The sequence below is a fragment of the Clostridium thermarum genome, from assembly GCF_006351925.1.
GTDB lineage: Bacteria > Bacillota > Clostridia > Clostridiales > Clostridiaceae > Clostridium_AU > Clostridium_AU thermarum.
This window is the reverse complement of sequence record NZ_CP040924.1, coordinates 127,860-150,484: the sequence shown is the minus strand read 5'-3', so window position 1 is coordinate 150,484 and position 22,625 is coordinate 127,860. Positions and strand designations below refer to the sequence as shown.

The 22,625-nt window shown below is 37.2% G+C and carries 24 protein-coding genes; 8 read left to right on the top strand and 16 right to left on the bottom strand.

Features of this window, described 5'->3' with window-relative positions; all coding sequences use genetic code 11:
* The first annotated feature begins 58 nt into the window (after positions 1 to 58).
* From FHY60_RS00675 to FHY60_RS00660, 4 genes are all read left to right on the top strand, one after another.
* Complete coding sequence (locus FHY60_RS00675) at positions 59 to 766, top strand: ABC transporter ATP-binding protein (RefSeq protein WP_479723575.1); 708 nt, start codon at positions 59 to 61, stop codon at positions 764 to 766.
* Positions 766 to 3,270: a COG1361 S-layer family protein gene (locus FHY60_RS00670; RefSeq protein WP_139902214.1), complete on the top strand. Its 2,505-nt coding sequence runs from the start codon at positions 766 to 768 to the stop codon at positions 3,268 to 3,270. Before FHY60_RS00675 ends, FHY60_RS00670 begins: the two co-directional genes overlap by 1 nt.
* Positions 3,263 to 4,624, top strand: coding sequence for an ABC transporter permease (locus FHY60_RS00665; RefSeq protein ID WP_139902212.1), 1,362 nt, complete (start codon positions 3,263 to 3,265; stop codon positions 4,622 to 4,624). The genes FHY60_RS00670 and FHY60_RS00665 overlap by 8 nt, the downstream gene beginning before the upstream one ends.
* 735 nt (positions 4,625 to 5,359) lie before the next feature.
* The gene (locus FHY60_RS00660) at positions 5,360 to 5,647 is read left to right on the top strand and encodes a hypothetical protein (RefSeq protein WP_139902210.1); all 288 of its coding nucleotides are present in this window, start codon (positions 5,360 to 5,362) and stop codon (positions 5,645 to 5,647) included.
* 105 nt (positions 5,648 to 5,752) lie between these two features.
* Here the strand turns inward: FHY60_RS00660 and FHY60_RS00655 are convergent, their stop codons facing one another.
* From FHY60_RS00655 to FHY60_RS00625, 7 genes are all read right to left on the bottom strand, one after another.
* A complete protein-coding gene (locus FHY60_RS00655) occupies positions 5,753 to 6,208 on the bottom strand; it encodes a hypothetical protein (RefSeq protein WP_139902208.1) in 456 nt (151 codons plus the stop codon).
* Between the two features lie 195 nt (positions 6,209 to 6,403).
* Complete coding sequence (gene fsa / locus FHY60_RS00650) at positions 6,404 to 7,048, bottom strand: fructose-6-phosphate aldolase (RefSeq protein ID WP_139902206.1); 645 nt, start codon at positions 7,046 to 7,048, stop codon at positions 6,404 to 6,406.
* An 82-nt stretch (positions 7,049 to 7,130) separates the two neighbouring features.
* Complete coding sequence (locus FHY60_RS00645) at positions 7,131 to 7,382, bottom strand: NUDIX hydrolase (protein WP_139902204.1); 252 nt, start codon at positions 7,380 to 7,382, stop codon at positions 7,131 to 7,133.
* Positions 7,379 to 7,840 (bottom strand): hypothetical protein, encoded by a 462-nt coding sequence (locus tag FHY60_RS00640; protein WP_139902202.1) that lies wholly within the window; start codon positions 7,838 to 7,840, stop codon positions 7,379 to 7,381. The genes FHY60_RS00645 and FHY60_RS00640 overlap by 4 nt, the downstream gene beginning before the upstream one ends.
* Before the next feature lie 176 nt (positions 7,841 to 8,016).
* Positions 8,017 to 8,412, bottom strand: a complete 396-nt coding sequence (locus FHY60_RS00635; RefSeq protein ID WP_139902200.1) for a bacteriohemerythrin — start codon at positions 8,410 to 8,412, stop codon at positions 8,017 to 8,019.
* 99 nt (positions 8,413 to 8,511) lie between these two features.
* The gene (locus FHY60_RS00630) at positions 8,512 to 8,883 is read right to left on the bottom strand and encodes a hypothetical protein (protein WP_139902199.1); all 372 of its coding nucleotides are present in this window, start codon (positions 8,881 to 8,883) and stop codon (positions 8,512 to 8,514) included.
* Between the two features lie 39 nt (positions 8,884 to 8,922).
* Positions 8,923 to 9,558, bottom strand: a complete 636-nt coding sequence (locus tag FHY60_RS00625; RefSeq protein WP_207671434.1) for a hypothetical protein — start codon at positions 9,556 to 9,558, stop codon at positions 8,923 to 8,925.
* A gap of 191 nt (positions 9,559 to 9,749) precedes the next feature.
* Here FHY60_RS00625 and FHY60_RS00620 point away from each other — a divergent pair, with 191 nt between their 5' ends.
* From FHY60_RS00620 to FHY60_RS00605, 4 genes are all read left to right on the top strand, one after another.
* The gene (locus FHY60_RS00620; RefSeq protein WP_139902195.1) at positions 9,750 to 9,995 is read left to right on the top strand and encodes a DUF3243 domain-containing protein; all 246 of its coding nucleotides are present in this window, start codon (positions 9,750 to 9,752) and stop codon (positions 9,993 to 9,995) included.
* Between the two features lie 567 nt (positions 9,996 to 10,562).
* Positions 10,563 to 12,110 (top strand): spore germination protein, encoded by a 1,548-nt coding sequence (locus tag FHY60_RS00615; RefSeq protein WP_139902193.1) that lies wholly within the window; start codon positions 10,563 to 10,565, stop codon positions 12,108 to 12,110.
* A gap of 3 nt (positions 12,111 to 12,113) precedes the next feature.
* Complete coding sequence (locus FHY60_RS00610; protein ID WP_139902191.1) at positions 12,114 to 13,310, top strand: Ger(x)C family spore germination protein; 1,197 nt, start codon at positions 12,114 to 12,116, stop codon at positions 13,308 to 13,310.
* A gap of 220 nt (positions 13,311 to 13,530) precedes the next feature.
* Positions 13,531 to 14,622 (top strand): GerAB/ArcD/ProY family transporter, encoded by a 1,092-nt coding sequence (locus FHY60_RS00605; RefSeq protein ID WP_139902189.1) that lies wholly within the window; start codon positions 13,531 to 13,533, stop codon positions 14,620 to 14,622.
* 14 nt (positions 14,623 to 14,636) lie between these two features.
* Here the strand turns inward: FHY60_RS00605 and FHY60_RS00600 are convergent, their stop codons facing one another.
* From FHY60_RS00600 to FHY60_RS00560, 9 genes are all read right to left on the bottom strand, one after another.
* On the bottom strand, positions 14,637 to 15,008 hold the full coding sequence (locus tag FHY60_RS00600) for a CvpA family protein (protein ID WP_139902188.1): 372 nt from the start codon (positions 15,006 to 15,008) through the stop codon (positions 14,637 to 14,639).
* Positions 15,009 to 15,185: 177 nt separating this feature from the next.
* On the bottom strand, positions 15,186 to 16,427 hold the full coding sequence (locus FHY60_RS00595) for a hypothetical protein (protein ID WP_139902186.1): 1,242 nt from the start codon (positions 16,425 to 16,427) through the stop codon (positions 15,186 to 15,188).
* On the bottom strand, positions 16,420 to 17,544 hold the full coding sequence (locus FHY60_RS00590; RefSeq protein WP_139902184.1) for a DUF58 domain-containing protein: 1,125 nt from the start codon (positions 17,542 to 17,544) through the stop codon (positions 16,420 to 16,422). The genes FHY60_RS00595 and FHY60_RS00590 overlap by 8 nt, the downstream gene beginning before the upstream one ends.
* 14 nt (positions 17,545 to 17,558) lie before the next feature.
* The gene (locus FHY60_RS00585; protein WP_139902183.1) at positions 17,559 to 18,503 is read right to left on the bottom strand and encodes an AAA family ATPase; all 945 of its coding nucleotides are present in this window, start codon (positions 18,501 to 18,503) and stop codon (positions 17,559 to 17,561) included.
* 192 nt (positions 18,504 to 18,695) lie between these two features.
* Positions 18,696 to 19,277, bottom strand: a complete 582-nt coding sequence (locus tag FHY60_RS00580) for a Uma2 family endonuclease (RefSeq protein WP_139902181.1) — start codon at positions 19,275 to 19,277, stop codon at positions 18,696 to 18,698.
* 206 nt (positions 19,278 to 19,483) lie between these two features.
* Positions 19,484 to 20,434, bottom strand: coding sequence for a thiamine pyrophosphate-dependent enzyme (locus tag FHY60_RS00575; protein ID WP_139902179.1), 951 nt, complete (start codon positions 20,432 to 20,434; stop codon positions 19,484 to 19,486).
* Between the two features lie 16 nt (positions 20,435 to 20,450).
* The gene (gene porA, locus FHY60_RS00570; RefSeq protein WP_139902178.1) at positions 20,451 to 21,635 is read right to left on the bottom strand and encodes a pyruvate ferredoxin oxidoreductase; all 1,185 of its coding nucleotides are present in this window, start codon (positions 21,633 to 21,635) and stop codon (positions 20,451 to 20,453) included.
* 14 nt (positions 21,636 to 21,649) lie between these two features.
* On the bottom strand, positions 21,650 to 21,955 hold the full coding sequence (locus FHY60_RS00565; RefSeq protein ID WP_139902176.1) for a 4Fe-4S binding protein: 306 nt from the start codon (positions 21,953 to 21,955) through the stop codon (positions 21,650 to 21,652).
* Positions 21,948 to 22,529: a 2-oxoacid:acceptor oxidoreductase family protein gene (locus tag FHY60_RS00560; RefSeq protein ID WP_139902174.1), complete on the bottom strand. Its 582-nt coding sequence runs from the start codon at positions 22,527 to 22,529 to the stop codon at positions 21,948 to 21,950. Before FHY60_RS00560 ends, FHY60_RS00565 begins: the two co-directional genes overlap by 8 nt.
* Between the last annotated feature and the right edge of the window lie 96 nt (positions 22,530 to 22,625).

The following is a 22,625-nucleotide window of genomic DNA, read 5'->3' as shown; positions in this document are numbered from 1 at the left end:
AAAGTTTTGGCAAACTAAAGATAAAGTTCTACGTATATATAAGAGGGGGTGATTTTTTTTGGCTCTAATAGAAGTAAAAAATGTTAGAAAAGTATATCGAATGGGTGATGAAAAAGTTGTAGCTTTAAACGATGTGAGCTTTGCTATAGAAAAGGGCGAGTTCTGTTGCTTGCTTGGAACTTCCGGTTCTGGTAAGTCTACTCTGCTGAATTTAATGGCAGGCTTAGAGAAACCTACAAGAGGAGAAGTCTTAATTAAAGGTAAGCACATAGAAAAGATGACAGAGAAACAGTTGGCAGTTTTCAGAAGAAACTATGTAGGCTTTGTATTTCAATCCTATAATCTTCTTCCTACCTTAACGGCTCTTGAGAATGTCAGTCTTCCTTTAGTATTTAAAGGTATACCCAAATCTATAAGGGATAAAAGGGCTTTCGAAATGTTAAAGGCCGTGGGACTTGAAAAAAGATTAAAACATAAGCCAAACCAAATGAGCGGCGGTCAGCAGCAAAGGGTGAGTATAGCCAGGGCCTTTATCAGCAAGCCGGAAATAGTTTTTGCCGATGAACCCACAGGGAACCTGGATTCTAAGACAACCATAGAGGTTATGAATCTTATAACCACCATATCTAGAAAAAATAATCAGACACTTATTATTGTTACTCACGATATAGAGATAGCAGAATACGCGGACAAAATTATACACGTCAAAGATGGAAACATTGAAAAAATAGTGGAAGTAAAAAAGAATAAAGGGGATGCAATTTAATGAAAAAATTACTTCACGGTCTATTAATAATTACATTTATCTGTTTCAGTGTTATTGGACAGCCTATAGCCCGTATAGCTATAGCGGCTCCTGAAGGAAATGATATTACTGTCGATCATTCTGTAGTACAGAATGGCTCAAATACAATTTATAAGGGTGAATTTAAGTTAAGACTAATACTTAATAATGAAAATAAGGCAATACTTAAAAACGTGAGTGTTCAAATAAATTCATCAGGAGACTCCTCTTTTAGCGTTACTAGAGGTAGTTCGATTATAAATATAGGGGATTTTGATCCGGAAAAAGTCTCTATATCATCTGATGAGATTACATTAATATATGATGGGCAAGATAACACAAGACTTCCAATAAAGGTTAGGTATACCAAGGTTACCCCTGCAGGGGGCTCTGAGGGTGAAGATTCAAGCACAGAGCTGGAAATCAATACATACTTAGCTATTAACGCTGTTCCCAATAGCAGCATAAAGGACCCTACTCCCACTGATACCTCCAAGTATGTGCCAAAGCTTTCTGTTGTTTCCTCTTCATTACCCACAGGAAAGCCGGGAGAAACCCTAACAATTCCTGTACAGATAAAGAATACAAGCTATTATCACGCAAGAAATATTTCGGTAACACCACAGTTTACAGAGGATTCTCCATTTGAGGTAAATGCATTAACCACTAGTCAGACTATAAGTTCTCTGTCACCGGATAGTACTTGGACCGCAAACTTCAACCTGAAGATAAGCTTTTCTGCGGCTAATAAGGTATATCCTTTGAAGCTTAAGTTTGAGTTCGAAAACTACTATAATGACTCCTATACCTCAGAAACAACAATATACGTGAAGGTGGCAGGTACAGCTTCAGACCCAACCAGTTCAAAGCTTATGGTAAAGAGCTTTTCCTGGTCTGCTGCTGCAGTGACACCGGGAAGCAGTACAGATCTTTCTATAGTCCTCGCTAACATTGGAAATGCTTCTTTAAAAGATATTAAACTCTCCCTGTTAGGTTTGAAGGAAGAAGGCTTTACTGTAACAGGTACATCCACCAGTACCTTCATTACAAGTTTGGATGCAGGCCGAGAAACCACAGTCCGCTTTACTCTTAATGCTTCCAAAAGCATGACTACAGGCAATTATCCCATAGCTGTAAAGCTGGAATATAAGGAAGGCTCCTCGAAAGAGGTAACTACCGATGAACAGCAATTTTTCATTCCAGTTGAAGCAGGAAACCTTTTGGAGACTAATTCAAAGCTAGTAATAAAAGACTTTTCCTTATCTACTACTCCGGTTTCAGCAGGTGGAAGTACAGTACTGACCATAGGTCTTGCTAATATAGGAAATACAAATCTAAGTGACGTTAAGATCTCTCTGCTTGGCTTAAAAGAAGATGGCTTTACTGTAGTAGGATCCTCTGCCAGCAGCTTCTTTACACGGTTGACTGCAGGACAAACAACCAAGGTCAATTTTAAGCTTACTGCTTCCAGTAAAATGACCAGCGGAAACTATGGTATAGGTATTAAGCTTGAGTGTAAGGATGGTTTTTCAAAAGAAGCTCTTACAGATGAACAGCAATTTTTTATCCCTGTTGTAGGAAAGGATGCTCCTGAGCAAACCGGTAAGACTGTTCCAAAGATAATATTGGATCAGTACAGCAGTAATCCTACCATTGTTAAGGCCGGTGAGAATTTTGAATTAAGTATGACCTTCTACAACACCAGCGAAACAAAAGCTGTGAGAAACATCAAGATATTTTTAACAGCTAATGAAAGCACTACAGAAGGTGGCAATATATTTACTCCGGTTAACAGCAGTAATACTTTCTACATAGATAGTATAGCCCCTAAGGGAAAAGTTAATAAAACACTTACTCTTTATACTATTCCCGATGCAAAACAAAAGACCTATACCCTCACTGCAAATCTTGAATATGAGGACGCCGAAGGTACTGAATATAAAGCAACTGACCTAATAGGTATACCTGTAGCTCAAGACACTAAGATTGAAACCAGTGAAATTACATTACCGCCGGAAGCATACGCCTATCAGCCTTTTTATGTTGCCTTCGACTTCTATAACACTGGAAAAACTATGCTTAGAAACCTTATGATTAAGACAGAAGGTGATTTTGATCTTCAAAATGCCAGCTACTTTGTGGGCAACTTTGATGTAGGCTCCAGTGATCACTATGAGGCTATGGTAACACCAAGAGCTGCAGGTCAGGTTCAAGGAGCTGTGGTAATAAGCTTTGAAGATCCAACAGGACAGAAGACAGAAATAAGAAAAGACTTCACCATGAATGTTATGGATATGCCTGTAATGCCTGAGCCGGGTATGGATCCTGGTATGGATCCTGGTGTGCCTGTAGAGGGCGAAAATAAGAGTATTCTTGCAAATCCCCTTGTATGGAGTGGGGCAGGTGTGGTTGTTCTTGCCATAATCGGCTTAATTGTTAAAAAGAGGATTACAAAGAAAAGGGAGGCAATGACTCTGGATGAATAGTTTAGACCTTATAAGAATGGGCCTTAAAAATCTTTTCAAAAGAAAAGTCAGGACTCTCTTAACAGTACTTGGGGTAATAATAGGAACTGCTTCCATTGTTATAATGGTATCACTTGGTTATGGAATGAATGAAAACTTTAAAAATGAAATTGAGAAAATGGGAAGCTTAACGATTATAAATGTCTCTCCACCCTATGGAATGCCTTCCGGTGGAAGTTCTACAGGAGGTAAGCCTCCTGTGCTTGATGATAAGAGCATTGACAGTATTGCTAAAATAGCTGATGTATCAGCGGTTACCCCTATAGTTGAAACCTCGGTAAAAATGGTATCCGGCAAATATGGAGCCTATGTTCAGATTATCGGAGTAGCACCAGAAACTATGGACGCCTTTGACTTTAAGATTGCCGAGGGACGTACATTACTGAAGGACGATGGACTTAATCTGGTTATGGGAAGTTCAGTAGCCATGACCTTTATGGATTTGAGGTCCAGAAACTACTATTATCCGGGCCCGGATGCAAAACCTAAGGTAGACGTTATGAAGGATAAGCTGGTCATGACCTTTGATATGTCCTATGGTGAAAAACAGCCTTCTAGCCCAGGCGGCCAACCTCAAAACGGCCAACAAAAACCACCTAAGCTCTATAAGGTGAAGGTGGTAGGTTTAATCCAAGAGGGCAGTCAAGAAAAAGACTACAGTGTGTACATGAATATAAATGAACTACAAAAACTTATAAAGGAAAACGAAAAAAATCAGAACGGCCAAAAGCTGCCCGGTATAATGACTCAACAAAACGGTTATCAAAGGGCTATGGTTAAAGTAAAGGATATGAATGATGTTCAAACCGTTCAAGCAAAGATTAAAGATATGGGCTTTGAGGCCTACAGTCTTACTGATTATCTTGAGTCCATGAAAAAAACCGCTGCTACCATACAGATGGTGCTGGGCGGTATAGGCGCTATATCACTGCTTGTTGCAGCCCTTGGTATAACAAATACCATGATAATGTCAATTTATGAAAGAACACGTGAAATAGGCGTTATGAAGGTTATCGGTGCTTCCTTGTCGGACATAAGGAGAATCTTTCTCTTTGAATCCGGTATGATAGGTCTTATGGGTGGACTCCTTGGACTAGGTTTCAGCGAACTTGCTTCGCTGGCCCTAAACACCTTTGCTTCAGGCTTTTTAAACTTTATGGGTCCCACGGGAGAAGGCAGCAAGGTTTCTATAATCCCCGTGTGGCTTGCCCTATCAGTTTTGGTCTTTGCTACCATTGTGGGCTTAATCTCAGGCTTTTATCCAGCCAGAAGGGCTATGAAGTTAAGTGCTCTTGAAGCTATAAAGACGGAGTAAAGCCGGAGTAAAGCCGGGGAAATCGGGTTGTTGCGAAAAAATGAAAATTGCAAATCAAAGTCTTAACTGAGCTTCTATCGATATGCAATGGTATCACTCATTGTTTTAGAGAACAGTTGATGTTCAAGTTTTTAATATAGAAATAACTTCAAACAAAATTAAAGCTTGCTCGAAAATCTTTGAAGCTTCAGGATTTCGAGCAAGCTTTAATTGTGTTTACGTAATATTTCCCTTCACCAACACTTTTCTATAACAGAGCAATATACCACAATTCTCAGTTATTTTAAATCGAATATGTGATAATTAAGTTATATTTAAGGAGTGCCCCTCTTCTATAAAACCCCTTCAGCGTCTTCTGTTGCCTTCTTCTAGCTAAATTAGGCCTACCACCGTCCTAATGAACTCCACAGACCTCTAGCTCATTCATAAAATATACTTTTCTGGAAGTTTAGCTTATGTTTCACCAGCTCCATTTATCCCACAGGAAAATCCTAAGTTATCCTTACAATTACTCATTAATTACCTAGTTTACTTGAAAGAAATCCTATTATCTAAATATTTACTCACCCTCCCGCCATCGTTTTAGATACAGTTTATATTACATACTTGTTTCTATAAAATGTAATCCGGCTACATTTAATAAATAATGTTCCAGAAAAGTAATTTTTACAAAGCACATATTGATATTTATTTGTATTATATGTAATATTATGGTACGAATCAATAAGGCTTGGGATGAAGAAGAGAATAATTGATGGTATTATAGTAAGCCTGTTCTTTATAATACCCTATTCACTAATCTTGCTTACCACATATAGTGCATTTTTCAGAGATGAGTTAAGAGATGCATTTAAATTGTTAGTCTGGACTGCATTTAGTCATCCCTTGAGAGTAATACCTCAGGAAATAGCTCATATTAATTCAATTACTTTTTCTGCCTTCGAGCCTTTAGGCATAATGGTATTGCTAGTTCTATTTAATATGATTACTGCAAAAATCCAACATAATAATCATACTAAATAGCACATCTATTTGCTGCATTTAGTAAGGATAAACTTTACAAGGTATATATTCAAGTGAATATATGAACAGGCTACCCAAGTTTTGAGTAGCCTGTATTTTTTTACTCTATGCAATTATATCTTCAACCAATTCCTTTACGTCATTATAAATCAAATCTATAGATATGCCTCCATAGTACCTTACGATGCCATCTATTATTACAAAAGGCGCTTCATAATCCATTTCTGTAAGTATTCTTATGTCATCATAGTCAAGCACGTTTATTTTTGTAAGGTCATAAAAGTTAAGCTCAGCAAAATCCCTTACGGCACTGCTGTCAATAAAGTTCTTTAATTCATTGAACTGCTGTCCGACAGATTTGGGGTCGGACTTCTTGGATCCACATCCGCTGCAGCCTCCGGAAGCTTCCTGTGATGCACCCTTTATAGCTATTCCGGAATTTCTTTTACTGCAGCCGCAGCCACCACTTCCATTAGATGAACTGCAGCCGCCGCAGTTTTTTTTATTTTCAAGGACTTGGTCCCATATGCCGAATATATCAACTTTTATTTTATTTATCATAATCACCATCCTTGTGTGCACATATCTTTTCCTACATTATACCATAAAAGGGTGTGAGTCACCCGTAAATTAATTACAGGTATCTCACACCCTCTTTGAATCGTACTTTAAAATATTGCTGAAGGGAGGCTTATAATACCATGACACCGCATCCATTATTTCCTGCTTGCGGTTTTCCTTTTCCCCATCTTCTTACTACTTCTTCATTGAATTCCAATCCTCTAAGAACTTCTTTATGCCTGCATCGGTGAGAGGATGTTTCAGCATTTGCTCGATTACCTTATAGGGCACAGTAGCAATATGAGACCCTGCTTTAGCAGCCTGAATAACATGAATAGGAGTTCTGACACTGGCACATATGATCTCTGTATTTATGCCGTGAATGTCAAATATAGCCGCTACATCTTCCACAAGGGTCACACCTTCATTTCCCACATCATCCAGCCTTCCCACAAAGGGACTTACATAGGTGGCTCCGGCCCTGGCTGCCAGTAAGGCCTGGACTGCTGAGAATATCAAGGTAACGTTTGTCTTTATGCCTTCAGAGGACAGCTGTTTAACAGCCTTTAGGCCCTCTTCTGTCATTGGTATCTTAATAACTATATTTTTGTGAATCTTAACTAACTCTCTGGCTTCCTTTATCATTTCTTCGGCATTCAGACTTATAACCTCTGCGCTGATTGGACCGTCAACGATTTCTGCTATTTCTCTTACCACCTGCATAAAGTCCCGGCCTTCTTTAGCTATCAGGGATGGGTTTGTAGTTACTCCGCAGATTACACCCATATCATTTGCTTTTCGTATTTCTTCTATATTAGCGGTATCAATAAATAATTTCATCTCTCCAACCTCCTTCTGATTCAGTTTTATATTGCCCTTATAAAAGCAATATATTACATCATTTTTATCTTTATGCTTGATCCTATTCATCTTCTTCGGTGTGCCCTCCAAGCTGCATCCATCTGTCCTGCTTATTATGATGTGTAAGCAATACCTTGCTTCTATCCTTGTTTACAATCCAGGCAGAGGCTGTTATGTGGCCCTTCTTATTACCTTTACCAAATATAATATTGTTGTCGTTTATAAAATTCAAAATACTTTCCTTGTACTGCCTTTCATCAGAGTCTACGGGCCTATATGACTGCAGCAGGCTGATCAAGTTTTCTCTGTTCATCTTATTTTATCCTCACTTTGTTTATAGTCAAAGCTGATAATCTTAGCATGTTTATAATCGTCCAAGCTCATTATTATTTTTATTTTATCACCGGTGCTGTAGTTGTAGGTCTTTCTGTTTACGTCAATCACTATGTTGGTTGCAACATAATCCATGCCTTGATACTTGTAACTGAATTTTATCCTTCTGGTACTTCTGAATGGCGCAAACATACTCATTTTTACTAAACGGCCTTGAAGAGTGGTATAGTTCTTAAACCTGCTTTCCACATATTTGACCTTGCAAACATAGATTATTATAAAAGCTATGGTTGCTATTAAAGCTAAGTACCATAGGGAATATCCTTTTAATTTTGCAGCAACTGCAGTTATTGCCATGGGGATAGCTGAAACCTTGGATATTTCTGCCGCTGCGTCTAGTCTCAGCCCTTGTTTTATTTCTTCTCTTTCTTTGTCCATGTTACACCTCACAAATTAATGTTCATTTTTCATAAGTATTACTTATAACTCTTATATTATAGGTAAATTATAGCATAATAATGTATTCCATGAAATTAAAAGACTGCATACAGTTTTGCCTTGTTATGCAAAATTGTTATGCAGCCTAGTTTAAGATTGCATGAAGTCAAAGACTATTAAACAGTCTTGGTAATTAACAGATCCTTTTGAATGATATGGTCAACCAACCAGCTTGCTATAAAATTAAGTATTTCCATGATGTATTCATCCTGGTTTTGATCAATTTTATCTAGGTCAAGGCTGTTAACTTTATTGATAAAATCATCATGATCAACCTTATGACTTAAATATCTTTTGTAATTTATGCTTTGCATATATTCTTCTTCAGCTTTAAAGTGTGTTACGGTGTACTCGCTAAGTTCATGAATCAGGGCCACAATCTTATCATACTTGTCAATGCTGTACTTATCTTTTAAAAGTTGATATGCAGCCTCTCCAATTTCAAATAGTCTAGCATGCTGTTCATCAATATGCGGCAACCCTAGTTTGTACTCTTCCTTCATTTCAAACATAAAAACTCCCCCTTTTAGATATCCAAACTTAATTTATTCGACTAAAATATCTAAATTCCTCTATTTTATGCTTGAAATAATAAAAATTTTTTCTTATTTTTATCTGAACTTAAGTACAAGACCACTAAGCAGTATTGTGATTATTCCAGCTATAGCTGCCAGCATTAAGAAATTGATACTCTTCTTCTCGGAATCTGAATCCTCCTCTGCCATCTCCTCTTGATCCTTATATATGAGAGTTCCCAGCCTTCTCTGCTTCATGTTGCCTCTGTTTTTTACATTACCCAGAAAGCTAAGCAGGCCTAAGCCTGAAACCATACCTCCCACTCCAAAAAGCATGTTGCTGTATTCTACAAGATTCACAGCACCCCTAATCAGACATATGATTAAGGCTAACACTAAGTTGACAGCAACTATGGGGACTATCAGTTTTAAATATCTTTTAATCACGTCTGTTATTTTATCTATCATCTTTTGCCACCTCTCGTATAAATTAAACTGTTTTCTTTACTAGTTATCCTTAAGCTTAACCACTAATTTATATGAATCCTTACTGCCTTCTAGGGATAGTATTCCAATTTCCTTGCCAAATAAGTTATCTGTAACTGTGGTACTGCCATTATGTTCTCTTACCAATATTGTATAGTAATCTTTCTTCTCAAGCAATAAATCCTTATTCGTATAAACAAAATCAGACACAATCTCTTTACTGGTTTCATCAAACATTAATGCAGCTACATGAGACCGGTGTAAGCCCGAGCCAAAGGAATAGGTATATACAAGCTCAAGTTGTCCATCCTTATTCAGATCTGCTGAACAGACACTTGTTACACCCATACCGCCAAAGCCCATTCCAATATGAGTTAACTCCTTGTCTCTGATTACATATGATTCATATTCTCTGTCCTTAAAGATCTGGCAGCCAAGGTACTCAAATATTTGGTTACCACCGACCTCCACTATAGGAAGCTGCAGACTTCCATTATTAGCCTTCAGATATTCCTCTATAAGCCTCTGAGCCTCCTCTGCTGATACCCTTTCATGAACATCCTTAGGCTCTGAGATTACCACACTTTCAGGTTTAGTACTTTTTACTATTATCAAAACCACTGCAACCACTAAAATAGTAGCCACTAACCCAGCCATATATTTCAGATACGGTCTTTCAGAATAACTATTCAAAACAAACACTACCTTCCATCAATATTTATCCCTTATATCTTTACAATATTTAATAGTTACTAATTCTATAACAACTTTATTTATCCTTTCACTGAATTTTTATTATAAAAAGTAAAATACTAAAAATGATAAAACCACAGAAGGAGAGATAACATATGAAACTTATGGATGATTGGAACAAGTGGAAGAGCACTTTGGGAAAGGCTGTAGATGCCGGCGAAACCATTGGTATCTCTGATAAAACAATTACCAACATGGCTGAAAAAGTAGGCACCTTCTTAGCAAATTATGTAGATCCACATAATGACGAAGAAAGACTTCTAAAAGAACTTTGGGATGCAGCGGATGAACGGGATAGAGAAGTTCTTGCAAAACTTGTAGTAAAAATTGCTGATAAGTAGCTTATTTGTGTTACTATTATAGTTAATTCCGCTAAATTGGGAATATTAGAAAATTGCGTATCAACGCAATTTTCTAAATGTATATTTTTGTAAGCTTACATTAAAGAAACACAAAAAAATAATTTAGTAGAAATTCAGTTCCGCTGAATTTCATCCTTAATTACTCATTAATCATCACTCATTACTAATTAAAAAAAATTCTACTTCTTCTTAGAAGAAAGTAGAATTGCTGCCAATAATACAAAAGGAAACAATAAGGTAAATACTACGAGAATAAAAAGCTTTAAAGCCACAGGTATATTCTCATCAGAAAAACTAATATTCATATTGTTTTGCGTGAGAAATATAAGCATAAATATAAAACATAATAGAATGTAATAAAATATATTCATAGAAAAAGAAATTTCCATATGAATCACACCTTCAGCTTTTTACTAGATTATATAATTATAATTTAGCTGCTGAAGGATTTCAAATCCAAAATGTGAGATATTTTACACTCACTTCTGAATAACTATCAACATAAAGGATACACTATAAATAATCTTTTCCATTAAAGGTGATTATATGAACGATACAAATGGACAAATTTCCAGCCAAAACATCGAGTCAGGGGGAATACCATCAGCAGTATCCGAGGTCAGGTCCCGCTTGTCCTTGATATTTTCTGAAAATGATGACCTGACCTTTCGTGAGATAAGAACTGTTGATAGTAACAGAATTAATATTCTGATCGTTTTTATATCAGGATTAGTTAATCAGAATTTAATAAATACGGATATCATAAAACCTATTCAATCAATGATTTATGATCCTAATGATAACAGCTTAAATGTTTCTATATTATCCCAGCTGAAGGAATCTATTATATCAAGTAATAATATTGTTGAAATACAAACTGAAAAGGATTGCATAAAAATGCTTCTTTCCGGGAGTGCTGTAATATTTATAGATGGAGAAACAACAGCTTTATCCACCAGTGTATCTGAGTTCCAAGGCAGAAATGTTGAAGAGCCTTCTGTAGATTCAGTATTAAGAGGGCCGAGAGAAGGTTTTACTGAAAGCTTGAGTACAAACAAAGCACTGCTGAGAAAAAAAATTAAAGATTCCAGTTTAAAGTTTGAAAATATAGTAATCGGAAATCGAACTAATACAGATATTTGCATTAGCTATATGAAAGGCATAGCCCATGAAGATATCATTGAAACTGTACGGAACCGATTAAAAAATATACAAACAGATGCTATTTTGGAGTCAGGATATCTTGAAGAATTTATCGGGGACTCCTCCTTCTCGTTTTTACCTCTTATTGGTAATACCGAGAAACCAGACATTGTTGCAGCAAAGATTTTAGAAGGGAGAGTAGCCATATTCTGTGACGGAACACCTTTTGTACTGACAGTGCCCTTTCTATTTATTGAGGGATTACAATCCAGTGAAGATTATTATTCAAAATTTTACCAAGGAAGCATATCAAGATTGCTTAGATTTTTGGCTTTATTTATATCCGCAGTATTACCTGCTTCTTATGTGGCATTAACAACATTTCATCAGGATATTATACCCTCACAGCTGCTTTTGACAATGGCTGCATCAAGAGAAGGGATTCCTTTCCCTCCATTCCTTGAATCTCTGCTGATAATTATTACCTTTGAATTACTGAGGGAAGCGGGTGTAAGAATGCCTAAAAGGATTGGTCAGGCAATTAGTATTGTAGGTGCACTGGTTATTGGGGAATCAGCAGTAAAGGCAGGGATTATGAGTAATCCTATGGTTATTGTCATAGCATTAACAGCTATATGTAGTTTTATAAATCCATTGTATACTAACGTAACTTTGATTTTAAGAGTTATATTGCTCATAGGCGCTAATATATTAGGCTTCATGGGAATTATGCTGATAATTTTTGCACTGTACATTCATATGTGCTCACTAAAGTCTTTCGGCATTCCTTATATGACACCTTTTTCACCGGTAAGTGGTATGGACTTGAAAGATAGTTTAATACGGATTCCTATATGGGCAATGCTAACAAGACCCAAACTTCTCACCTGGGAAAAGAATAAAAACACTAAATTCAAGACAAAAGCTAATATTAATAAGAAAGAGGAGTAATCTATGCTTCAGCATTACAAAAAATTAACCATTTTATCTCTTGTTTTGTTTTGCAGCTTTACCCTCGCCGGTTGCTGGAGCAATCGTGATTTGGCAGAATTTGCAATTATTTCTGCAATTGGTATAGATAAGGCAGATGATTACAATATTGAACTTACACTGCAAATTGTTAATAGTTCACAAATGAAGACGGGAGAGTCTTCAGGCGGTTCTTCGCCTATAAAGCCCGTGACTACAATCTCTTTAACCGGTAATACTATAGCTGATGCTCTGTCAAAAACCTCAAAAAACATTGACAAGATTCCATTTTTATCTGATGTAAATATTATTATTATCGGAGAAGAGCTTGCGAGAGATGGTATTGTAGACTACCTTGATTTTTTTGAAAGATATTCTTATTCAAAGAGGAGGGCTTACCTGCTCATTGCAAAGGACCTGAAAGCAAAGGAAGTACTAAAGTCAGTCAGTTCTATGGATAAGATACCCGCTAATCATATGGTTCATATAATGAAAAATAGCAAGTATTCCGGCAGAGTCCGTACCCAAACTGTAATTGAATTAATTCAGACTATTGAAAAACCCGGACAGGATGATGTTGTAGGAACCGTCAAACTCAGTAGGGAAGATGGAACTTTTGATGTGAACAATTTATGCTTTGAAGGCGGTTCTATAATAAAAGATGGCAAATTAATTGGTTGGCTGGACAGTGATGAAACCCTTGCACTGCTGATTATAAAAGAAAAACTTAAAAACTTTTTTTTTACAATACCTGATCCAGTATGGGATTCAAAGAAAGCCACAGTTGAAGTATTATCCGTGAAGACAAAGATAAAAACTGCCGCGGAAGAAGATCAGCCTAAATACACTGTTGATACAAGTATAATCGCCAATATGACGGAAATCCAGGCTAAGGTTTATGAAATAACGCCGGAGTATTGGACTGACCTGGAAAACCAACTGAGGAAAGCAGTGGGAACGCTGATTAAAGACACAATTAAAAAAGCTCAGAATCAATACCAAAGCGATATTTTCGGGTTTTGCGAGGACCTGCGCATAAAAAATCCAAAGCTTTGGAAAAAAACAATAGAAAACTGGGATGACGTTTTTAAAGATTGTCCTGTTGATGTAAATGTGAAAGTTATTCTAAAGCGTCCAAGTGTTATAAAACAGCCTTTGAAAATACGTGAAAAAGGTGACTAATTATGGAAATTATCGGATTAATAGTTGTGTATGTTTTGATTATAGTATATGATATACCTTCAATTTTAAAATTAAAAAGAGTTTTGGTCCATTTGATTGTATATATATGTATTCTCCTTTCCGGATTCGTCATAAGCCTGTTACAAATTATAGAGAAACCACCCATCAGCCCATCTGTAATAATTGAAAATATAGTTAAGTCAGTGTTTAGTATTTTTGTATGAATGACAATAATAAAATTTCAAGCTTGCAGTTAAAACTGCTGTTTATTGGATTTTGTCTTGGGAGTACTATAATAGCAAATCCAGCTGTAAAAGCTTATAAGGATGCCTGGATTGCTAATATTTTGGGTGGCCTTGCAGGATTATTATTAGTAATTATGTATTCGTATATATCAATGCTCAATCCTTCAAAAAATCTTGTTGCAATATTGAGAGATACCTTTGGCAGAAAATTGGGAGCGGTCATTTCTGCTGCCTACATATGGTATTTTACCCATTTATCAGCTTTGGTTTTAAGAAACTTTGGTGCCTTTATAGCATCAGTTACATACACTGAAACCCCAATGCTGTTCAGTATGTTTTGTTTTTTTGTTATTGTCCTTTATGCTTTGATAAAAGGTATAGAAAACTTGTCTAGAATAGCAGAATTCTTTGTGCCCATTCAGATTGCTACTATCATTATAGTAACAATCGCTTTAATTAGCATTTCAAATATAAGGAATCTGCTGCCGGTTTTTGAGAGAGGATTCAGACCTGTTATTACTACGGCTTTTTCAATTACAACCTTTCCCTATGGGGAAATAGTAGCTTTCCTGGTACTGTATCCAATGCTTAATGACCAAAAGATGATTTTAAAGAGTTCCATTACTTCAGTGATTTTTGTTTGTTTTATATTAACTTTCATAGCTATAAGAAACATATCAGTTCTCGGAGTTGAGATGACAATCAGAACTGTTTTTCCTTCTCATGTTGCTTATAGGCTAGTACCAAAAATCGATGCGGATCCCCTGCTTGATTTATCCCTTCAAATCGGAGGCGTTGTTAAATTAGGGGTATGTATGTATAGTGCACTATATTGTATCATGGAACTTTTCAGATTGGAGACATACAAGTTTCTGGTTCTCCCTCTCGGTGGATGTATACTGTCTTTATCCATGCTACTTTACGAAAATGCATTGGAGATGCTGGCATGGGCATCAGACATATGGCCTTATTACTCAATACCTTTTCAGATTGTAATTCCCATAGTAATACTAATTCGTTCTATTATCTTAAATAAGTCAAATAAAAACGTGCATCCTGATTCTTGATGCACGTTTTTCTGCTATTCATTTGCTCTCATAAGTGCACCTACAAGTCTTAATGTATTGCCCATTATCCCTAAAGCAAACCCAGATGTAGTATATATATTGGGAATAATAGAATTAACTTCCTCCCCTTTCATGAGTTGCTCCTGGTTTTCATATAATCTAACAAAAGCATTTCCGCCACGTATTATCAATGAAATTAAGAGAAACAGAGTGGCTATTGCTGCTGTCTGAGCAGCTGAGTTATTTAATATCCCCTCATTCCCATATTTTTCAGCAATCAGCTCTGACTCAGCCTGATCAGCTGCTATGAAAGCAAATATATATCCTATAATACCAATTACAGAACCAATTTTATCTTTCTGAATCAATTGAAAATCAGTATTCATATAGCACCTCTAAATAATATATCTTAACAGTTTTACAGTATAAGGCTTCTTTGTATCATAATATGAATTTATATATTTTATGTGTGATATACGGTGATGATTTCAAGGAGCCAATGTATCTGCTAAAAGAAACATCCATAGATTTGATTTACACAAATCTATGGATGCTCCCCCTTCTTATTTAAGTTCCTCATAATATTTTTCAAATTCCTTGGAAGTGCTTTTATCTGCAGCATAATCCCCATACCTTACCCTTATATAGATATTCCTCATCTTATCTAAAACATCGCCTTTAAATACCTTCTGGGTTTTCTGCTTTATTTCCAAGGTTGTATCTTTTGAGGTTATATCTACATTTTTCTCTATTGATAACAACAGATATTTTCTATAATAAAATCTAATATATTCACCTGGGTTCCTGGGCTTTAAAATGGTTGAAAACCTTTGAAAAACTCCCTGTCCTCCGTTGCCTCTGAGATCTAGTCTTTCCTTGCTCTCTATATAGTCCTCTTCAATCTTTGTAGACTTATATTTCGGTCTCAGCAGTCTGGTAACAAGGTAAAGAACAGCAGAGAATATTAACAGCTTAAGTATAAAGCCAATAACAGGGTTTTCCTCGAAAAAGTTGAGAATCATTTTACTCAGTTCTTTTCTGGTGATAACCTCATCTATTATAACTTCACCTTCTGAGCCTTGCTGCATCTCTACAGTGTTTTTCATGGATATAGAATTAATAAATTCAACGATAAGCTGTACTATATACCCTATTCCAAGAAGTAACCAGGAGAATAAGCTCAGGAATATATCTATAAAAACTTGGTATATCTTACTCAGTATCATTACCACAGTTTCTCTTACAACCCTAATTCCAGCAAGGAAGGCTGCTGCCGTTATTATGGCAGAGTATTTAAAGTTAATCCTTGTAATCCTTTTATCCATTCTATTGTACTCAGTATACCTTAAGGTTCTCAGCAATACCACAGCAGATACGAAGTAGGCTATAGAGTATGGCATTGAGACCTCTTCTATTAGGGCAATATCAGAGGAGGCCATTGCTGCAAACAGCATTATTACTGTAATGATAGTTCCCCGTTTAAATAGTTCTGTGGTATTCAAGTAAGTAGTATATTTTGCAGGCTTTAAAGCAGTATACACTGCAAAAATGCTTATAACAGAATAATACAGGACATCATTTAGGTTTCTTACCAAAAGAAAGGGTATTACCAGAAGGACCAGCAAAAACTTCGGCCACCTTTTATTCTTTAGCTTCATCATTTCATTTACAGAAACCACTAAGAGCACCAGGACAAAGGTTCCGTAACCTGGCTTAGGCTCATATATGAATACTGTGATAAAATTAATAATGGAGAAAAATAAAGCTAAACTGCTGATTTCTTTTATTAGTACTATCTCACTCATGTTTTTCACCTCTTTCAGTGAAAACTGCTATAGCTTCATCTATATTAGGAAGGAAATTTGTATCAAGAGCTATTACCATGGTTTTATTGGCAGCTCTATTCAGGCTGTTCATATATTGCCCATAAACATCCAGTATTCTGGGCGTAATAATGATATAGGTGTTAGCACTGTTTTCTCTCATTATTGCTTCATCCAGAACTTTTTCAAAATCTGTGCTTACGCTGTAATCCGCCCTTCCCAGCTCTTCCAGTATGGCATAAAAATGAGCAGAACCACAGCCCGGGTCGATTTGGGTCTTGCCGTTCACATATTGAAAACCTTGAATATTGCACATAAAGCCATAGGGAATGGCCTCTGCTTCAAACTGTTCCATCAGGGTTCTGGCAATAGAAATACACTTCTCCACCTTTTCTGTCTCTATGCCGGACCAAAAAGGCTTTTGACACTCCATATTCAAAATAATCATTATGGTATTGTCCGTAGTATGGTCAAACTTATTGACGTAGAGCTTGCCGGACCGCAGGGATACGGGCCAGTTTATATACTTTTGCGGCTCTCTTCCGGTATACTCGCTTACTCCTACCGTTAAAATAGGATCATCTATAATCCATCTCCTTACCGATATATTTCCCATGTAGTCTCCATAGGGTACTATTTCATTGTCTAAGTCTACAGTCTTTGGGTATACAACAATCTCCTGCCAATATTGTACTTCCTGATTCACTACCCCTAGACCCAGCAAATCTCCCGCAACCAGCTGAACGTCCTGAAATACATACCTTCCCCTTCTGGTCAATGCCACGTTATAGGTTCTCTTTACTCTCTGGCAGGGCATAAGAAACATTGTGGTTTTATGGTATAGGCTCCCGGTAACAGCCACAATATTAGCCCTACGGCTGTATTCCAGTTCTGCCGGGAACTTCTCATTTACCTGAAGAAAAGTAACCGGAAGCCTTTTGGCATTTTCCACCACTGTTGTGATTTCAAACTCTTCACCTGCCTCAACGGTAGTTTTAGACAGTTCTCTCTTGTAACCAATATTTTGCAGGGCATACTTTTGGGACAATACATTTAACCCTATGCCTGCAAATATTAGAAATATAATCACATATATCATTACAAGCACCTCATTTACAGGTCCTCAACAGGGGTATCCACTGAACTTATAATATTGTTAATATTCTCGTATATATTCTTACTCTTATTAACTCCCTTTGTGATTATTCTGTGATTCAGTACATAGGGAGCCATTTTCTTTATATCTTCAGGAATTATAAAGTCTCTGCCGTTTATTGCAGCATTAACCTGGCACGCCTTGAATAAGGCTATAGTTCCTCTTGGGCTTACCCCCAGCAATACCCTGTCTCCCTTTCTGGTGGCTTCAATAATGTCCATCATGTAGGCCATAACCTCCGGTGAGGCTTTTACCTCACTATAGCTGTTTTTTAGCTCTCTTAGCTCTTCTTTGTCCACAACACACTGCAGTGAATCTATGAGACTTGTATTGGAATTTCTATTGATGATCTCCAGCTCTTCTTCTCTAGTTGGATACCCCATACCTATTCTCATGAAAAATCTGTCCAGCTGTGCTTCCGGCAGGGGGAAGGTTCCGTAGGATTCCACAGGATTTTGAGTTGCCAGTACTATAAAGGGCTCCGGTAACTTTCTTGTAACTCCATCCACAGTAATCTGCCTTTCTTCCATAGCCTCTAAAAGGCTGGACTGAGTTCTTGGTGTGGCTCTGTTGATTTCATCAGCAAGCACCACACTGGTAAACAGGGGCCCTTCCTTGAACTGAAAGTCTCCGGTCTTTTGATTGTAAAAGTTTATTCCTGTTAAATCTGAAGGCAGGAGGTCAGGAGTAAACTGAATTCTCCTGAATTCTCCCCCAATAGTCTTTGAAAAGGCTTTAACCAGCACTGTCTTTCCGATACCGGGCACGTCCTCTAAAAGCACATGTCCTCCGCAAATAACGGATATTGTAATCAGTTCAATTACCTCATCCTTACCAACTATGACCTTGGATACATTATCGATAACTTTCTTTCTGAAGTTTATAAAATTGTTTATCTTCATAGTTTTATCCTCTTTTCTTTATGGTATAAATACTCTCAACAGAGTATTTTTATCTCTATCAGACAATTATACCATAATAATGGAGAAAAAAATAAAAATGAAATAATTCATATTCTATGACAGGCCGCATAAAACCTTCACAAAATCACGCCGAATTTGTATCTACTATATTGACATAAATCCACTGCACTTTTAGTGAGAAAATATATCGTTTAAGTTTATTTCAAGGGCTTCAAAAATTCCAACTTTTATTGTATCTTCCTCGGAATATACTTCCGGTCTTCCGTATTTATTAGTGTTATTCAATCTATATAATACTATAGTCTTCTCATCAGGATATACAATCCAATATTCTTTAACCCTTGCTTTTTCATATAAGTAAAACTTTTCTTTTAGGTCTTTCTTTAACGTAGAAGGAGCTACAATTTCAATTATTAAATCAGGACTTCCTTTACAGCCTCTATCGTCCAGTTTGGAAATATCACATATAACTGATATATCAGGCTGTACTACATTAGTTATTTCTTCATCCTCTTCATTATCTATTATTAACCTTACATCAAAGGGTGCACTGTAAACTTCACAAGTTTTTCCTTTTAAGTAATTATGTATAGCAGCAAACAGTTCTCCTGAAATTTTTTGATGTTTTCTAGTCGGTGCTGGACTCATATCATAAGGAATTCCATCAATAAGTTCCCATCTTTCAGCGTCAGGCCAATTTAAGTAGTCCTTATAAGTATATTTAACACAATCTCTTCGTTCTGGAATTGCCATACAGTCCCCTCCAATCATAAAAAATACCTATACACCCTATTATTATACCATTAATTTTATTTTCTATATAGGCCACTATATTTAACCATACAATAATTAACATATTTCCAGGATATATATTCTCTATATTTATTAGTATGTTTAAAGATACCCCTTCAAGCTCCTGACAAAAAAAGACCGGCATCTCTGTCGGTCTTCCACCATTCTTACTTCTCTCCGCAAAGGAACAACAACTGCTCCCATCTCTTATCAACTTCAGCTTGGATCTGAGCTATCAGTGCTAAGCCTTCTTCGTTCTTGAAGAGGTGTCTGAATCTTCCCTGTGGCTTTAACCATTCTTCAATTGGAAGCTTCTTAGCAGGCTTGTAGTTAAGCTTGTACTGTCCATCTACAACTTCATATAGTGGCCAGAAGCAGGTATCTACGGCAGCCTTAATTAGGTCTAACTCAGTAGCTGTATCACATCTCCAACCTCTTGGACATGGAGTCAATACGTTTATGAATTTAGCTCCCTTGAACTCATTTATAGCTCTGTCTGCCTTGTTGTAAAGGTCAAACATATACTTGGTTCCCGGTACCGGAGGAACGGTCTGGGCTACATATGGTAGGTGATGACCTGCCATAATTTGAGTAAGGTCCTTTCTTGATTGCTGTTTTCCTAGGGATGCCTTTCCGGCAGGAGTAGTTGTAGTATCTGCTCCTATTGGGGTCGCTGAGGACCTCTGAATACCGGTATTCATGTAGGCTCCGTTGTCATAGCAAACGTAAAGCATATCATGTCCTCTTTCCATTGCTCCGGAAAGTGACTGTAAGCCTATATCGTAGGTTCCACCGTCTCCTGCGAAGGATATGAACTTGTAGTTACCTTTAACTGTACCTTTTCTCTTCATAGCAGTGTAGGCTGCTTCTGCACCGCTTAAAGTAGCTGCGGCATTTTCAAAAGCAGAGTGGATATAGGAATCTGTCCATGCAGTATAGGGATATAAGCCTGTAGATACCTCCAGACATCCTGTTGCATTGGATACAACTGCCTTATCTTCTTCATGAACTGCCTTCATTACCCATTTAACAACCATTGGAGCGCCACATCCGGCACACATTCTATGGCCGCCGGTTATTCTATCTTCTATTTTTGATAATTCCTTTAAATTTGGCATGTAGTATTCCTCCTTCCTATTCCCTTACCGCCAGGTAATTGAATTTTTCGTATTTTCCGGTTTCTACTGCCTTTAATAGATCTTCAAATACCTTTTCTATATCATCAGTTCTGACATCTCTTCCACCAAGCCCATAAGTGTAGTTAGTTACGATCTTGCCGTCTACTCTTCCATACATTGCACTTACTACATCTGTATATAATGGGCCTCCGTTTAGTGAGAAGCTTTCAGCCTTATCAAGCACAGCTATAGCCTTAACGTTTTTCAACGCTTCTGCTATTTCTTCTCCTGGGAATGGTCTATATAATCTTATCTTTAATAATCCGGCTTTAATTCCCTTTTCTCTTAAGGAATCAACCACAGCCTTTGAAGTACCTGCTGTTGAGTTGATGGCAACTATAGCAACCTCAGCATCCTCCAATCTATATTCCTCAAATAAGCCATACTTTCTTCCGGTTAATTCTTCAAACTCTTTTGCAACTTCAAGGACAACTCTCTTGGCGTTTTTAATTCCTTCAAGCTGCTGTCTCTTTATTTCCATATAGAAGTTTGGCAGAACCAATGGTCCTATAGAAATTGGTCTGTCTCCAAGAAGCTTATATTCAGATATTCTGTTTTCACCAACGAAATTCTGAACATCTTCTTTTTCTAACATCATCAGATTTTCAACGGCATGACTTGTAATGAAACCATCATAGCAAACCATAATTGGAGTCATGACATCTTTATGCTCAGCAATCCTTACAGCTTGTATAAAGTTATCATAAGCTTCCTGGGTTGATTCGGCATAAACCTGAATCCATCCCGAATCCCTTGCTCCCATGGTATCTGAGTGGTCATTGTGTATATTTAAAGGAGCAGATAATGCTCTGTTTACTGCTGCTAAAACTATAGGAAGTCTATCTCCGGCAGCAATGTATAACATTTCCCACATCAAAGCCAGTCCATTAGCTGAAGTTGCTGTCATAACTCTTCCGCCTGCTGCAGAAGCACCTATACAAGCACTCATGGCACTATGCTCTGATTCAACGGGAACAAATTCTGTAGTACACATTCCATTAGCAACAAAAGATGAAAAATACTGAGGAACTTCAGTAGATGGAGTTATTGGAAATGCAGCTACTACATCAGGATTTATCTGCATCATAGCGGTTGCAACTGCTTCATTACCGCTTAAGCTCTTTCTAATTTGATTAGCCATTTATATCCGCCCTCCTACTCTTCCGGTACAAAGTCTAGTGCTTTAAATTTACATTGTTGCACACAAACTCCGCAGCCCTTGCAGTGATCATAATCAAAACCGGTCATCTTTCCGTTCTCCACTGTTATGGACATGTCAGGACAAACTACCCAGCAAAGCAGACAATGCTTACACCTTTCTTCATCCCATACCGGTCTCATGGATCTCCAGTCTCCGGTTTTAAAATCTGCAGCATTGCCTGCATCAACAATAATTCCTCCCAGCGGTATTTCATGCCACTTAGTTTCAGATGTAATTTTTACAAATATTTCCTTATTCAATTCCCTTCACCTCCTGGATAGATCTCTTTAGTGCTTCCATGTTTTTATCTATAACATGAGGTTTTGAAGCAAACTTATGCTTAAAGGAATCTTCCATATCCTCAACAAATCTATCAAGCGGTATAACCCCGCTTACCTTAACTACTGCAGCAAGCATTGGTGTATTAGGGAAATATGCACCAAGAGTTTCTTCGGAGATGGTTCTTGCATCTATTGTATAAACCCTTCCTAGGTAACCCTTTAACTCACCTCTTATTTCTTCCGGAGCCTTCTTTGTATTTATTACAATGGCCCCATCTTTCTTAAGCCCTGCTGTACAGTCAACAGTTTTCAGCAATGTTTCATCAACAACCACTACATAGTCTGGCTCATAAATATTGCTGTGAACAGTAAGGGGAGCTGTGCTTAATCTGTTATAAGCAGTTATAGGAGCCCCCATTCTTTCCGGGCCGTACTCCGGAAATCCTTGGATATACATTCCGGTATTAAAAGCAGCTTCAGCAAGTAACAGAGAAGCAGTTTTTGCACCTTGTCCACCTCTACCATGCCAGCGTATTTCTACTAACTTTCCCATTAAAATATCCTCCCTTCACATTACAATTAACTTCATATATACCTTTTTATTTATCTGTTCCATTAGAAAAATAAGTTGTCCATTTTTCTAATGTAC

What these genes read in the sequence shown, in the direction of transcription:
- FHY60_RS00605 (WP_139902189.1), top strand. Translation starts at nt 13,531, where the DNA reads ATGAATGACAATAATAAAATTTCAAGCTTGCAGTTAAAACTGCTGTTT.
- FHY60_RS00665 (WP_139902212.1), top strand. Translation starts at nt 3,263, where the DNA reads ATGAATAGTTTAGACCTTATAAGAATGGGCCTTAAAAATCTTTTCAAA.
- FHY60_RS00640 (WP_139902202.1), bottom strand. Translation starts at nt 7,840, where the DNA reads ATGGACAAAGAAAGAGAAGAAATAAAACAAGGGCTGAGACTAGACGCA.
- FHY60_RS00625 (WP_207671434.1), bottom strand. Translation starts at nt 9,558, where the DNA reads ATGGCTGGGTTAGTGGCTACTATTTTAGTGGTTGCAGTGGTTTTGATA.
- FHY60_RS00645 (WP_139902204.1), bottom strand. Translation starts at nt 7,382, where the DNA reads ATGAACAGAGAAAACTTGATCAGCCTGCTGCAGTCATATAGGCCCGTA.
- FHY60_RS00660 (WP_139902210.1), top strand. Translation starts at nt 5,360, where the DNA reads ATGAAGAAGAGAATAATTGATGGTATTATAGTAAGCCTGTTCTTTATA.
- FHY60_RS00580 (WP_139902181.1), bottom strand. Translation starts at nt 19,277, where the DNA reads ATGGCAATTCCAGAACGAAGAGATTGTGTTAAATATACTTATAAGGAC.
- FHY60_RS00595 (WP_139902186.1), bottom strand. Translation starts at nt 16,427, where the DNA reads ATGAGTGAGATAGTACTAATAAAAGAAATCAGCAGTTTAGCTTTATTT.
- FHY60_RS00655 (WP_139902208.1), bottom strand. Translation starts at nt 6,208, where the DNA reads ATGATAAATAAAATAAAAGTTGATATATTCGGCATATGGGACCAAGTC.
- FHY60_RS00585 (WP_139902183.1), bottom strand. Translation starts at nt 18,503, where the DNA reads ATGAAGATAAACAATTTTATAAACTTCAGAAAGAAAGTTATCGATAAT.
- FHY60_RS00575 (WP_139902179.1), bottom strand. Translation starts at nt 20,434, where the DNA reads ATGCCAAATTTAAAGGAATTATCAAAAATAGAAGATAGAATAACCGGC.
- FHY60_RS00630 (WP_139902199.1), bottom strand. Translation starts at nt 8,883, where the DNA reads ATGATAGATAAAATAACAGACGTGATTAAAAGATATTTAAAACTGATA.
- fsa (WP_139902206.1), bottom strand. Translation starts at nt 7,048, where the DNA reads ATGAAATTATTTATTGATACCGCTAATATAGAAGAAATACGAAAAGCA.
- FHY60_RS00615 (WP_139902193.1), top strand. Translation starts at nt 10,563, where the DNA reads ATGAACGATACAAATGGACAAATTTCCAGCCAAAACATCGAGTCAGGG.
- FHY60_RS00560 (WP_139902174.1), bottom strand. Translation starts at nt 22,529, where the DNA reads ATGGGAAAGTTAGTAGAAATACGCTGGCATGGTAGAGGTGGACAAGGT.
- FHY60_RS00600 (WP_139902188.1), bottom strand. Translation starts at nt 15,008, where the DNA reads ATGAATACTGATTTTCAATTGATTCAGAAAGATAAAATTGGTTCTGTA.
- porA (WP_139902178.1), bottom strand. Translation starts at nt 21,635, where the DNA reads ATGGCTAATCAAATTAGAAAGAGCTTAAGCGGTAATGAAGCAGTTGCA.
- FHY60_RS00590 (WP_139902184.1), bottom strand. Translation starts at nt 17,544, where the DNA reads ATGATATATGTGATTATATTTCTAATATTTGCAGGCATAGGGTTAAAT.
- FHY60_RS00635 (WP_139902200.1), bottom strand. Translation starts at nt 8,412, where the DNA reads ATGTTTGAAATGAAGGAAGAGTACAAACTAGGGTTGCCGCATATTGAT.
- FHY60_RS00610 (WP_139902191.1), top strand. Translation starts at nt 12,114, where the DNA reads ATGCTTCAGCATTACAAAAAATTAACCATTTTATCTCTTGTTTTGTTT.
- FHY60_RS00620 (WP_139902195.1), top strand. Translation starts at nt 9,750, where the DNA reads ATGAAACTTATGGATGATTGGAACAAGTGGAAGAGCACTTTGGGAAAG.
- FHY60_RS00670 (WP_139902214.1), top strand. Translation starts at nt 766, where the DNA reads ATGAAAAAATTACTTCACGGTCTATTAATAATTACATTTATCTGTTTC.